Origin of the sequence: Dokdonella ginsengisoli, from assembly GCF_042652785.1 — a bacterium.
Classification (GTDB): domain Bacteria; phylum Pseudomonadota; class Gammaproteobacteria; order Xanthomonadales; family Rhodanobacteraceae; genus Dokdonella_A; species Dokdonella_A ginsengisoli.
The window spans coordinates 208,027-222,001 of record NZ_JBHSHD010000010.1 but is presented as its reverse complement, the minus strand read 5'-3'; the positions used below and the strand labels follow the sequence as shown (position 1 = coordinate 222,001).

The 13,975-nt window shown below is 68.0% G+C and carries 5 protein-coding genes; 4 read left to right on the top strand and 1 reads right to left on the bottom strand.

The annotated features are described in order from the left end of the window. Window positions 1-7: 7 nt before the first annotated feature. Window positions 8-6,667, bottom strand: coding sequence for a hypothetical protein (locus tag ACFO6Q_RS13260; protein WP_380021582.1), 6,660 nt, complete (start codon window positions 6,665-6,667; stop codon window positions 8-10). A 686-nt stretch (window positions 6,668-7,353) separates the two neighbouring features. Here ACFO6Q_RS13260 and ACFO6Q_RS13255 point away from each other — a divergent pair. The 4 genes from ACFO6Q_RS13255 to ACFO6Q_RS13240 all read left to right on the top strand — a co-directional run bounded on the left by ACFO6Q_RS13255 (window position 7,354) and on the right by ACFO6Q_RS13240 (window position 13,699). After that, window positions 7,354-8,460, top strand: a complete 1,107-nt coding sequence (locus ACFO6Q_RS13255) for an AraC family transcriptional regulator (protein WP_380021581.1) — start codon at window positions 7,354-7,356, stop codon at window positions 8,458-8,460. Between the two features lie 126 nt (window positions 8,461-8,586). After that, window positions 8,587-9,816 carry a parallel beta-helix domain-containing protein gene (locus ACFO6Q_RS13250; protein ID WP_380021580.1) on the top strand — a complete coding sequence of 410 codons (1,230 nt, stop codon included), beginning with the start codon at window positions 8,587-8,589 and terminating at the stop codon, window positions 9,814-9,816. A gap of 221 nt (window positions 9,817-10,037) precedes the next feature. After that, window positions 10,038-11,180 carry an SO2930 family diheme c-type cytochrome gene (locus tag ACFO6Q_RS13245; protein ID WP_380021579.1) on the top strand — a complete coding sequence of 381 codons (1,143 nt, stop codon included), beginning with the start codon at window positions 10,038-10,040 and terminating at the stop codon, window positions 11,178-11,180. 23 nt (window positions 11,181-11,203) lie between these two features. Further along, window positions 11,204-13,699: a TonB-dependent receptor gene (locus tag ACFO6Q_RS13240; protein ID WP_380021578.1), complete on the top strand. Its 2,496-nt coding sequence runs from the start codon at window positions 11,204-11,206 to the stop codon at window positions 13,697-13,699. Window positions 13,700-13,975: the final 276 nt, after the last annotated feature.

The following is a 13,975-nucleotide window of genomic DNA, read 5'->3' as shown; positions in this document are numbered from 1 at the left end:
GCTCGCGTCACGTCCGCCGACGCAACTGCCAGGCCGCTCCGAGCACCAGCAGCAGACTCATCACGGCCAGCATCCAGCGCGCATCCACCGGCGTCGGGATGGGCTCGACGGCCGCCGGAGGCTGGTAGCCGGCCTGGGCCGGGACGTTCTGCGCGCAGGTCTCGATCGCGCCGGCGTCGTTCTGCTCGTTCCAGCAGGCCTGCGCGGTGTTGGATACCGGCACCGGGGCGTCGGTGTAGCCGGTATCGAACACGACCTCCACGCGGTTCGAAGCCGCGGCCGGGTCCGTCACGCCCGGATCGGGCGCCAGGGTGACGTCGGCCACGATGCGATTGCCGGCCGGGTCGAAGTCGCAGGCATTCACCTGGGATGTTCCGTGAGCCGTACAGGTCACGCTGCCGACGAGGTAGGTCAGCCCGGCGGGCACGGCATCGCGCATCTGCACCTGCTGCACGGTCTCGTTGCGGTTGTGCAGCAAGACGGTCCAGCGCACGCCTTCCATCGGAGCGGTAATGCGCGCGGCCGACTTGGCGATGACGGGCGGAGCGACTTCCTGCACCGGCGTCGTCACGCTGGCCGTGCAGTCGCCGCTGCCAGTGCAGTCGTCCGGCTCGCCGCCGCCGCCCGTTGCCGTGGCCGTATTGGTGACCGAATCGGACACAGCCGGGGTCGGTGTCACCGGGATGGTGAAGCTTTGGCTGGCGTCTGGCGCCAAGGCGCCGGCCGCGATCGTGCACACCACGGTCTGGCTGTCTGAAGCGTCCAGCGCGCACCCTGCCGGCAGGGTACCGATGGTCAGCGTGCCCGGCAGCGTGTCGCGCACGACGATGGCCTGGCTGTTCACCGCCTGGCCGCTGTTGCTCACCGTCAGGGTATAGCTGTTGGCCTGCCCCACCACCATCGGGCTGCTGCCGACGGTCTTGGCCAGGCTGATCGACGGCAGCAGAACCGGGTTGCTCGTGCTGCACGCCGTGCAGTCGTCGTCCGCGCTCGAGGTGACCGCATTGGCGATCCCGCCCGCCGGGGCCGGCGTGTCCACCGTGACGGTGAAGGTGCTGCTGGCCTGGCCGTTCGCCGGCACGGCCTGCGTCTGCGTGCATTGCGTGCCGGCGACGACTTCGTCGTTCTCACAAGCCCAGGCCGGATCGTCGATGCCGCCAACGCCGGTGTACGTGGTGCCCGCGGGCACATGATCGGTCAGCAACGTGCTGCCCGCGGTCTCGCCGGTATTGGTGGTGGTGATCGTGTAGGTCAGCACGTCACCGGCCGCCACACCGGCTCCGGGGGACACCGACTGGCCGTTGACGTGGCTGAGCAGCTTCTGCGTGCTGATCGCCGCCGGCGTGTTCACCGGCGTCGTCACGCTGGCGGCGCAATCGCCGCTGCCGGTGCAGTCATCCGGCTCGCCACCGCCGCCGGTCGCGGTGGCGTTGTTGGTGACCGAACCCGCCGCCGTCGGCGTCACCGGGATGGTGAAGCTCTCGCTGGCCCCCACCGCCAGCGCTTCGGCGGCGATCGTGCACACCACGGTCTGGCTGTCGGCCGCGTCCAGCTCGCAACCGGCCGGCAAGGCGCCGATGCTCAGCGTGCCGGGCAAGGTGTCGCGTACGACGATGGCCTGGCTGTTCACCGCCTGGCCGCTGTTGTTCACCGTCAACGTGTAGCTGTTCGCCTGCCCCACCACCATCGGGCTGCTGCCGACGGTCTTGCTCAGGCTGATCGACGGCAACAACACGGGGTTGCTGGTGCCGCAAGCCGTGCAGTCGTCGTCCGCGCTGGAGGTGACCGCGTTGGCGATACCGCCCGCCGGGGCCGGCGTGTCCACCGTGACGGTGAAGGTGCTGCTGGCCTGGCCGTTCGGCGGCACGGCCTGCGTCTGCGTGCATTGCGTGCCGGCGACGACTTCGTCGTTCTCGCAAGCCCAGGCCGGATCGTCGATGCCGCCGATGCCGGTGTACGTGGTGCCCGCGGGTACATGATCGGTCAGCAACGTGCTGCCCACCGTCTGACCGCTGTTGCTGCTGGTGATGGTGTAGGTCAGCACGTCGCCGGCTTGGACGCCGGCGCCTGCCGCCGCCGGCTGGCCGTTGATCTGGCTGAGCACCTTCTGCGTGGTGATCGCCGCCGGCGTATTCACCGGCGTCGTCACGCTGGCGGCGCAGTCGCCGCTGCCGTTGCAGTCGTCCGGCTCGCCGCCGCCGCCGGTCGCGGTGGCGTTGTTGGTGACCGAGCCTGCCGCCGTCGGCGTCACCGGGATGGTGAAGCTTTGGTTGGCACCCACCGCCAGCGCCTCGGCAGCGATCGTGCACACCACGGTCTGGCTGTCGGCCGCGTCCAGCTCGCACCCTGCCGGCAGGGTACCGATGGTCAGCGTGCCCGGCAGCGTGTCGCGCACGACGATGGGCTGGCTGTTGGCGGCCTGACCGCTGTTGCTCACCGTCAGGGTGTAGCTGTTCGCTTGCCCCACCACCATCGGACTGCTGCCGACCGTCTTGCTCAGACTGATTGATGGCAGCAGAACCGGGTTGCTCGTGCCGCATGCCGTGCAGTCGTCGTCCGCGCTCGAGGTGACCGCGTTGGCGATGCTGCCCGCCGGGGCTGGCGTGTCCACGGTGACCGTGAAGGTACTGCTGGCCTGCCCGTTCGCCGGCACGGTCTGCGTCTGCGTGCACTCGGTACCCGCGACGACCTCATCGTTCTCGCAGGCCCAGGCCGGATCGTCGATGCCGCCGACGCCGGTGTACGTGGTGCCCACAGGCACGTGATCGGTCAGCAATGTACTGCCCGCCGTCTCGCCGCTGTTGCTGCTGGTGATGGTGTAGGTCAGCACGTCGCCGGCTTGGACGCCGGCGCCCGGCGCCACTGGCTGGCCGTTGATGTGGCTGAGCACCTTCTGCGTAGTGATGGCCGCCGGCGTGTTCACCGGCGTTGTCACGCTGGCGGCGCAGTCGCCGCTGCCGTTGCAGTCGTCCGGCTCGCCGCCGCCGCCGGTCGCGGTGGCGTTGTTGGTGACCGAGCCTGCCGCCGTCGGCGTCACCGGGATGGTGAAGCTTTGGTTGGCACCCACCGCCAGCGCCTCGGCTGCGATCGTGCACACCACGGTCTGGCTGTCCGCCGCGTCCAGCTCGCAACCCGTCGGCAAGGTACCGATGCTCAATGTGCCGGGCAGCGTGTCGCGTACGACGATGGCCTGGCTGTTCACCGCCTGGCCGCTGTTGCTCACCGTCAGGGTATAGCTGTTGGCCTGCCCCACCACCATCGGGCTGCTGCCGACGGTCTTGGCCAGGCTGATCGACGGCAGCAGAACCGGGTTGCTGGTGCTGCACGCCGTGCAGTCATCGTCCGCGCTCGAGGTGACCGCGTTGGCGATGCTGCCCGGCGGGGCCGGCGTGTCCACGGTGACGGTGAAGGTGCTGCTGGTCTGGCCGCCGTTGGCCGGCACGGCCTGCGTCTGCGTGCACTCGGTACCCGCGACGACTTCGTCGTTTTCGCAGACCCAGGCCGGATCGTCGATGCCGCCGATGCCGGTGTACGTGGTGCCAGCGGGTACGCGGTCAGTCAGCAACGTGCTGCCCGCGGTCTCGCCGGTATTGGTGCTGGTGATGGTGTAGGTCAGCACGTCGCCAGCCTCGACGCTGGCACCTGCCGCTGCCGGCTCGCCGTTGATCTGGCTGAGCACCTTCTGCGTGGTGATGGCTGCCGCGGTGTTGATCTGCACCGTGGCGCTGCCGCAGTGCGCGGCGCCTGCCGTGCAGGTGCCGGGGTCGGGCGTACCGCCGTTGACCGGGTCGCCGCCGCCGCCCACGGCGGCGGTATTGGTGGCCGAGCCGTTCGAAACGGCTCTGACGGGCATCGTGAACTGGCTGCTGCCGCCTTCGGCGATCACGGCACTGGTGGTACAGGTGACGCGCTGGCCGCTGTAGGTACAGCTCCAGTCGCCACTGCTGTGGGTTCCCGTCCAGTCGGGCACCAGCTGGCTGGGAAGGTCGTCGACTACGGTGACGGCGGCGTCGGTGTCGCCCGTACCCGCATTGCGCACCGTCAGCGTATAGGTACCGCCCTGCCCGACCACCCAGGGGCCGGCGCTGGCGGTTTTTTCCAACTGCAGGTTGGGCGCATCGGGGGCGTTGGTGATGACGCAATCGATGTCGTCGCCCGCCGCCGGCAGGAAGAGCGGCCAATCGCGTTCATTGGATTCGGTGTCGGGCGTGCCGGGGCCGCTGGGCAGCGTCGTGGGCGAGCCCGCGGTGGCATTGGTGCAGGCCATGTCGACGGCGTAGCGGCCACTGAGCTGGCTGCCATCGGGATCGCCGACCAGGTATTCGGAAAGTTCCAACAGATCGCCAGCGGATACGGCCACGCGACCGATGTGCGACTGGTTGGGACCGGTGCCGCTGCCGGTGGTGAGGCCGGTGCCCGGAATGACGGGGGATTCGGGATCGTCCGGATCAGAAAGCGTGTCGGGGTCGAGATCCCTGCCGCCATCCCACGCGCGAATGCGGAACTGGTCGCCCGGCAGTACGCGGCCGACGATGGTCTTGCTCAGTCTGAGCCACACCAGCGGCGGCGTGTCCTGGCAGGCGCTGGCTTCATGGGCTTGGCCATCCGGCGCTTCTGCCTTCACCGTGTTGAACAGTCCGCCGCCACCGGTACCGCCGCCGCAACTGTCGCTGCCGCTGGCGCCGGGGTTGATCCGGAAGCGCACCGTGGTGGTGTAGGTTTCGGTGGCATCCACCGGCAGCGCATGCGAGGTGTTCAGCTCCCAGGGGCCGGCGGTTTCGTTGGGGATGGGGCTCAGCAGAGTGCCGCCGCAGGTGGTGTCACCGGCATCGGCGGGGTTGTCGCGCACGCAGCTGAGCGACTGCAGGGCCAGAATCGTGACGTCTGCGTCGAACGCGGGAGTGTCGGTGATCTTGTAGGTGCGGTCCTGGCCGATCGCCTGGGCGACGATGGTGTAGGAAACGTCGAACTGGTCGTCCGTGCCCTCCACCAGTTGCGGCTCGTCGGCGGCGGTCTTGCTGACGACCAGGTCGCTGTCGTCGTCACGGACGGTGTAAGTCCACTGGGTGACCGCGGCCTGGCTGCAATTGGTGTTGGAGCCGAGCACGTAGCCGTTGCCGGGATCGATCTGCAGAACGATGGTTTCGTCCGCTTCGATGTCGGTATCGCCGTAGATCTCGATCGGCACGAAGAACGTGGCGTTCTGGTAATTGCCGGCCGGAATGGCGACGGTGAAGGCGGAGGCATTGCCGGGGGTTCTGAAATCCGGCGTGGGGTCGGTGCCCGCCGCACCGGGTCCGGTGGCCGTGCCCCCCGTCACCTTGACCGCGATGTTCAGGCCCGCTGCGGGCACCGTGCCGGTGATGCGCAACCGGGGCCGGTTGGGCAACAGCGCCCAGCTGCCTGCGCTGCCCTCCACGTCCGCGCTGGAGCCATTGGGGAAGTCCACCATGGGGTCGACTTCGAAGGTCACCGCGTCGAGGAAATTGCCTTCGGCCGGGTTGTTGTTGTCGCCGACAACGGCCTGAAAGCCCACGTCGGTGTTGCCGCTCGGGCCGCTGTAGAGAAAGCTGCCGGTGTAGCGCGCCCAATTCATATTGGTCGCGGTGCGCGTGATCGGACCCTGGTTGGCGTCTTGCGCGAGCACGGCGCCCACGCCTGCGGTGGGCGACTGCAGTCGCGCTACCTGGGTATTGGCGATCATCACGTTCATCGTGTTGGTCTGTCGGCGCCCGCGGTGGGCGAGGCCCCAGCGGATCGTTTCGCCGGTCATCAGACACATGGTCTGGTACAGGCGCGAAGCGACCTGGGCGTTCAGTTCGGCGATCTGCTTGTTGCCTCCCCCCGTGGAAGATTGAACCAGGGCGCCGCCGGGCGCTCCCGTGACGCTACGCGGAACGCGCCATATTTCAATGACCGGGCCGGGGCTGACACCCATGGGCGTCGTGTTGCAGCCGGCGGGTGCGGCCCCGGTACTCGCGTTGGGATGGTTGGTGCGCCAGCCCGGCACGTTGCTCTGGTTCATGTAGACCCGGCAGCCATCGCTGCCGATGACCGGCTGCTCGAAGCTGGGATTGAGGAAGGAGCGTTGAATCGATTGGGCCTGCACCGGCATGGGCGCGAGCGCCGCACTCAGGACCAGCCACGCCACTGCCGCCAGGGAAAATTTTTGTGTCGCCGATCTCATGGCCCCTCCGTCAATCCCGCTCCAATGCCCCGCATTGCCGGCGTTTTCACGAATGCATTTGCCCGGACGCAACTCGAATAAAGTCTCGTGAAAAGAGCTTCGGTGATTTGCGTCCTCGCCTGCGGCGAGCGATTCGCAACGCCGATCTCTTGTCGGAGTGACGCCTGGTGCGCGCGGTGGCCGCACGGCGACCGTGGCCGCCTCGTTCTGACCGACGAAATTCCAGCGGTGATCCGCATTCGCCAGGCGCGTGATCTTCCGCAACCACTCGGCCGGGCTCGTGGCTTGCGTCACGTCGCCGCGCGCATCTGCTTCATTGGCCGAATCGGTGTCGCATCGGATCGATGCGCCGATCGCGAATCGGATGTCCACCGCTTCAGCCGGGGCGGCGCAGTCGGCCTGCCGATTTCCCCGTCGTAACCGATCTTCCGGATGCCCCCGCTCGTCCCTGCGTTCCCCACCGGCAAACAGATTGAGCATGAATGGCGCTCCCCGAGTGTCGTGACTCAGGATAACCCGGGGCGGTTTTTATAAAACCCCTTATAAGCAGTAAAAAAATGATCGTGGGTCTTATCAAAAATGCACGGAGAAAGTGACTAGATTAACGAAGCCTTCGAATCGTATTCGATTAAAACTCCCAACGCAGTGCGCCTCAAACCCGGAATGCGCCGTGTGAAAAACTCTTTTTTTTATTTTTACCCATCGAATCGGCCGCACGCCTTTGCTGCCGCAGCCCGAACCTCGACGACCACCGCCGACCGGCCCAGCCGCCAACCACCGTGTACGGCGAACGGCGGCGCCGCGCGCCGTGCCGCCAGCGGCAGCGCCCCGATCGACCAGACCGCCGATCTGCCCGTCGGCGGCAGCCTCGCCTACACGATCACCGCCACGCCGTCCGCGACGGTCACCAGCACGGCTCGAAACCGAGCCGGTTCCGCTGAACTCGCTCTGGTCCCTGGCGCTGCTGGCCTGGGCGCTGCTGGGCGCTGCCGTCGTCACCCGTTGGCCCGCCGCCGCTAGTACGGCCCCTTTGCGGCGGCTCGCGGCCCGTCCCCCGGAAGCACCATCGCCCCCATCGGTGGTGCTTTCTGGGGGGGCGATCTGCAAGCGGAATTTTGCGGCGCGTCGCGACTTGCGAGCGACGCGCCGCTAGGATCACGTGGATGATGCCAGCCCGTTCCCGCGCCGCCGCCGGACGCCAGCCCGTTCCGTCCAGACCCTCCGCACGCAGCGCGCCGTCCGACGCGCGCTACCTCGCCGCGGTGATTCCGACCACGATCCTCGCCGTGATCGCGCAGCTCGCCGATGCGGAAGGCGTGGCGGTCGAGCCCTGGCTCGCCGGCATCGGCATCACGCGCGCGCAGATCGACGACGCCTCGGTGCGCGTGTCGTACCGGCAGGCCAGCCTGATCATCAAGCGCGCGCTGCGCGCGATTCCGCGCAGCGACTTCGGCCTGGAAGTCGGCGCGCACCAGTCCAACGGCACCTTCGGCGTGATGGGCCTGGCGATGATGACCTCGCGCACGTTCGGCGAGGCGGTCGCGGTCGGCGTCGAGTACGCCGACATCACCGGCGCGCTGATGGACGTGGAGCTCGACGCGATGGAACCGAACGCGCACGAGGTCGCGCTGGTGGCGCGGCCGCGCTTCGCGGACGAGGAAATCCTGGTCTTCCTGTGCGAGGAGCTGTTCGCCAGCACGCTGCAGCTGGCGCGCAACCTGGTCGGTCCCGCGTTCAAGCCCGAGCGGCTCGAACTCACCTATCCCGCACCGCCGCACGCGGCCGGGTACCGCAAGCTGTTCGGCTGCGAAGTCCGCTTCGGCACCGCGCGCAATCGCATGATCGTCGCCGCGCGCTGGCTGGAGCAGCGCCTGCCGACGCATCATCCGGTCAGCGCGCAGCAGGCGCTGGCGATCTGCCGCGAGCAGGCGGCGCAGATCCGGCGCCAGAGCGAGATCATCGCCTCGGTCGAGCGCATCCTGCGTCGGCGCCTGGCCGAGCATCCGACGCTGGGCGAAGTCGCGCAGAACCTCAACCTCTCCGAGCGCACGCTGCGCCGCCATCTCGCCACCGCCGGCCGCGTCTACCGCGACATCCACGACCAGCTGCGCGCCGAGCGCGCGCTGGAACTGCTCAGCGCCGGCTCGCTGAGCATCGCCGCGATCGGCAGCGAGGTCGGCTACTCCGACGCGCGCGAGTTCCGGCGCGCGTTCAAGCGCTGGACCGGAGCGCCGCCGACCGCGCTGCGCCATGCCGGCGCACCCGCCGACTAGGCGGCGGGTGGTACCAGCGGCCAGACGAGAATGGCCGCTTTGCCCCCCAAGTTGGCCCGTCGGCCCCTACCATCAAACGTTCGTTCGGCGCACATTTCCGCGTCGAACGTCGAAGGGGACTCGATCATGCGCAAACTCGCCGCCAGCCTCGCCCTGTGCACCCTTGCCGCCGGTTGCGGCCCAGGCACGCCGCCGCCTCCGAGCGACGCCGAGGCGGCCTTCGAGAAGAAACTGCAGGAGCAGTTCCTCGACGCCAAGCCGGGCACGGTGATCGAGATTCCGGCCGGCAAGCACTCGCTGACGCGCGTGCTGACCCTGCGCGCGAACGGCGTGACGATCCGCGGCGCCGGCTCGGACAAGACCGTCCTGTCGTTCAAGAACCAGGTCTCCGGCCCCGAGGGCATCCTCGCCTACGCCAGCGACTTCACCGTCGAGCACCTCGCCATCGAGGACACCAAGGGCGACGGCCTCAAGATCAACGACGGCGAGAACATCACCATCCGCGACGTGCGCGTGGAATGGACCGCCGGCCCGTCCAAGGACAACGGCGCCTACGGCATCTATCCGGTCAAGTGCAAGAACGTGCTGATCGAGGATTCCTCCTCGTTCGCCGCGCGCGACGCCGGCATCTACGTCGGCCAGTCGCAGGACATCGTCGTGCGGCGCAACCGCGCCGAGAAGAACGTCGCCGGCATCGAGATCGAGAACTCGATGCGCGCCGACGTCTACGAGAACGTCGCCACCGGCAACACCGGCGGCATCCTCGTCTTCAACATGCCCGACCTGACCCTGCACGGCGAACACACGCGCGTGTACAAGAACAAGGTGACGGCCAACAACCTCGGCAACTTCGCCGCCAAGGGCACCGCGGTGGCGAGCGTTCCGGCCGGCACGGGCGTGCTGATCATGTCGAACCCGAAGGTGGAGATCTTCGACAACGACATCGGCGACAACCGTACCGCCAACGTGATCATCGCCAGCTACTTCATCAGCAACTTCGCCGACAAGAAGCCGACCGAGGGCTACGATCCGTACCCGAAGTCGATCTACGTCTACGACAACCGCTTCAGCGGCGGCGGCGATTCGCCCGACGGGCTCGACTGGAAGGCGCTGAAGGTGTCGATGTTCGGCCTCAACGGCCACTTCCCGGACGTGCTCTGGGACGGCTACATCGACACCAAGGCGATGACCAACGGCCAGTACCCGGCCGAGCAGCGCATCTGCATCCGCAACGGCGACGTCGAGGTGCTCAACGTCGACGGCCCGAACGGCTTCGACAAGCCCAAGGTCGGCAAGGACGAATACCAGTGCGACCTGCCCAAGCTGGCCGCGGTCGAGTTGAAGGGCAAGGCTTGATGATGCACGTGGCAGGATCGAAGCAGCTTCCAAAGAACCTCAGCATGCCGTCATTCCTGCGAACGCGGGAATCCATTCTCGCTTTCGCTTCGGAAGTCAGGATCAAGATGGATGACGAACTGCGTCGGCAGTTCGCCCTTCGGGCCATTCGCTGCGCGAATGTTCGCTTCGGCTTCCTGCCTTCGCAGTCCCGCTTTCGCGGGAATGACGCACTGAGGCGCTTGACGTTGTTCGCCGCCGTGTCGTTCGCCGCCCTCCTCGCCGGCTGCGCGCGCGCGCCGCAGCCGGTGCACTTCTTCGCCGAAGGCAAGCCGCCCAGGCTCAGCGACTGGCATCTGGTCGAGGCACGCGACGGCCGGCTCGCGCCGAACGCCGACGTCGTGCCCTACGACCTCAACACGCCGCTGTTCAGCGACTACGCGCACAAGTTCCGCACCGTCTGGATGCCCAAGGGCGCGCCGGCGAAATACGACGCGGAGGGTCCGTTCGACTTCCCGGTCGGCACGGTGCTGAGCAAGACGTTCTACTACCCGCGGGCGGCGAACGAAGCACGCGCCAGCAAGGCGGTCGCACGCACCTACGACACCGCAGACGATTTCGCCGCAGGTTCGGGCAATGCCGCGCTCGATCTGTCAAAGGTGCGCCTGATCGAAACGCGCCTGCTGGTGCGCCGCGAACAGGGCTGGGAAGCGATTCCCTACGTCTGGAATGCGGCGCAGACCGAGGCGGAACTGGCGCGCACCGGCGATGCGATTCCGCTCGAGCTGGTCGACGACCAGAACCAGCACGAAGGCTTCACCTACGTCGTGCCGAACGAGAACCAGTGCGCCGGCTGCCACGTCGCCAACGTGAAGGCCAAGCGCCTCGAACCGCTCGGCCCGAAGGCGCGCCACCTCAACCGCGAGTACGCCTATGCCGACGGCAAGCGCGAACAGCTCGCGTCCTGGAGCGAAAAGGGTTACCTGAGCGGCGTGCCGGCTGCGGACGTGCCGCGCGACGCCGACTGGCACGATCCGGCGCAGCCGCTCGACACCCGCGCACGCGCGTATCTCGACGTCAACTGCAGCCAGTGCCACAGTCCGACCGGACCGGCCAACACGACCGCGCTCGACCTGCGCAGCGCAGCCACCGACCTGCGCCGGCTCGGCGTGTGCAAGCCGCCGGTCGCGGCCGGCCGCGGCACCGGTGACCGCCTGCTCGACATCGTGCCGGGCAAGCCCGACGAATCCATCCTGCTGTATCGCATGCTCTCGGACGAACCCGGCGTGATGATGCCGGAAATGGGACGCGACACGACGCACCGCGAGGGCGTCGACCTGATCCGCCAGTGGATCGCCGCAATGCCGGGCAGCTGCGGCGCCTGAAAAACGACGAAGGGGAGGCTTCCGTGAAGAAAATCCAGACCAGGCCACTGGCCCTGCACGTGCGCGCCGCGCTGATCGCGAGCGCGACCGCGCTGATGACGGGCGGCATCGCATTCGCCGCCGACGCGCAGGACGCCAAGAGCGACGCGCAGGAACAGCCCGCGCCCGCCCAGGATCCGGCCGCGGCCCAGAGCGCGGCCGACGACGCCGCGATGCAGCAGCTGGGCAACATCACGGTCACCGCGCAGAGCCGCACGCAGCAGGTGCAGGAAGTGCCGATCGCGATGCAGGTCGTCACCGCGGCGCAGATCGACAAGCTCGCCGCCACCGACCTGTCGAAGATGGACATGTACATCCCCGGCCTCTCCGTCGACGGCAACCAGGCGACGCAGCCGTTCTTCGGCCTGCGCGGCATCTCGCAGAGCGATTTCGGCATCGGCACCGACTCCCCGGTCGGCGTGTACGAGAACGGCGTCTACATGGGCAAGACCGGCGGCGCGCTGCTGATGTTCAACGACATCGAGCGCGTGGAAGTGCTCAAAGGTCCGCAGGGCACGCTGTTCGGCCGCAACAGTGCGGCCGGCGCGATCTCGGTCGCCACCATCGCGCCCGGCTCGGAATTCGAGGCACAGGCGCGCACGCGCCTGGGCAACCACGGCCAGCGCTATCTCGACGGCGTGCTGAACCTGCCGGTCACGCAGGACGTCGCCGCGCGCTTCAGCTTCGTCGACATCCAGAGCGACGGCTGGCTGCGCGACGCCGCCAGCCGCGAGCGCTACAAGAAGGAAAACGACTGGGGCCTGCGCGCGCAGCTGCAGTGGAATGCGCCGGGCGACACCGTCGTCAACTTCGCCTGGGAACACGAGCGCCTGAAGCAGCCCTCGCGCCCGGCGATCGGCGTGACGCGCCTGCCCGACTGGCCCGAGCTGCCGCCGACCACGCCCGACGTCACCACCTACCTCGATCCGCGCGATGCGCCCGTGTTCAACGACACCATCGACAACCGCGAGTCGCGCACCTACGACTCGTTCACGCTGCGCGTCGAGCATCCGCTGCCGTTCGGCGACCTGACCTCGCTGACCTCGTTCCAGCGCTACCACACGTTCAACCGCGCCGACCAGGACGGCACCAACCGCCTGTACCTGTACCTCGACGACGTCAACATCGAGCGGCACAAGACCTGGTCGCAGGAATTCAAGCTCGCCGGCAAGACCGATCTCGCCGACTGGGTCGGCGGCATCAGCTGGTACAAGGACGACGGCCGCCAGACCAGCCAGATCAACCTGTTCACCGACAGCATCGACACCCTGCTCGGCAATCTTGGCATCGCGCCGGGCGGCCTGTACGGACCGCTGACCCAGGGCCTGCAGGCGGCCGGCTTCCAGTATTCCCTGCTCGGCGATCCGTGGCAGGAGAACATGAACAACCGCGGCGTGGCCAAGGCGGCGGCGATCTACGGCGACGTGATCTGGCACCTCACCGACCGCCTGAACCTGACCACCGGCGTGCGCTTCACGCGCGACGAGCGCGACTTCAGCTGGTACACGCCGCCGCGCATCGCCGACCAGCTCGACCTGACCCTGCTCAGCCTGCAGTCGCTCGGCCTGCTCGACGCGCTCGGCGTGCCGATCGAGACGTTCCAGCAGAACATCTACTTCGTCACGCCGTCCACGCTGCATCATCCGGTCTCGTTGAACCGCAGCTGGACCGACACCAGCCCGCGCGTGGTGCTCGACTACAAGCTGACGCCCGACGTGATGCTGTACGCCTCCGCCACCAAGGGTTACCAGGCCGGCGGCTTCAACGCGCTCGAGGTCGCCTCGGTGTACCGCCCGCAGACGGTGCGCAACTACGAGGCCGGCATCAAGAGCTGGTTCCCCGACTACAAGCTGCTGTTCAACGCCTCGGTCTACTACTACAAGTATTCCAACCTGCCGAACCTGACCCTGGTCTCCAACGGCGGCGGCAGCGGCGAGGACCTGCCGCAGTACCAGATCATCCCCAGCGACCAGGAAGCCAAGGGCCTGGAGTTCGAGGCGCGCTGGCAGGCGACCGAAAGCCTGCGCCTGACCGCGGCCGCGGCCTACATCAACCAGACCTACAAGAAGTACACGACCTCCGACGGCCGCGACCTCTCCGGCCAGGCCACCGGCCTGCCGCTGTGGTCGGGCATGCTCGGCATCGACTACGTGCTGCACGACGTCGTGCACGGCGACCTCGCCTTCACCCTGCAGGGCGCGTTCACCGGCAAGGCGCGCTGCAACGACGACTCGGCCCTGCAGGGCAGCTGCATCCGCGGCCTGCCGTTCAAGACCGGCGACCGCCAGACGCGCGCCGACTTCCGCGTCGGCTGGTCTTCGCCGAACGTGCCGTGGAGCTTCGCGGTGTTCGTCAACAACGTGTTCGACAAGCGCTACGTCACCGGGCTCAACAACATCAGCACCTCGGTGCTCGGCACGACCAGCGCCGGCATCACGCCGCCGCGGCTGTGGGGCGTCGAGGCGGCGGTGAAGTTCTAGGCGACGGCGGAGTTCGCCTCTCCCGTCCGCGGGAGAGGTCGACGCGCGCAGCGCGTCGGGTGAGGGGAAACCGAAGCATCGTTTCAGGCTCGCCCTCACCCCAGCCCTCTCCCGCAAGCGGGAGAGGGGGAACTGCGCTCGCCGCGCCGTGTGAACCCGGTGCCGTACGTCCACTTCTCCCGCTCACGGGAAGGATCGAAGCCGCCTCGTCTTCAGTAATACCGTCACGCGGCATCAGGCAGAATGGGCGTTCTCCGTTCCGCTCCGAGCCCTGCC

Bases quoted from the DNA above. Each gene is read 5' to 3' on its own strand.
- ACFO6Q_RS13260 (WP_380021582.1), bottom strand. From the start codon at position 6,667: ATGCTCAATCTGTTTGCCGGTGGGGAACGCAGGGACGAGCGGGGGCAT.
- ACFO6Q_RS13255 (WP_380021581.1), top strand. From the start codon at position 7,354: ATGCCAGCCCGTTCCCGCGCCGCCGCCGGACGCCAGCCCGTTCCGTCC.
- ACFO6Q_RS13250 (WP_380021580.1), top strand. From the start codon at position 8,587: ATGCGCAAACTCGCCGCCAGCCTCGCCCTGTGCACCCTTGCCGCCGGT.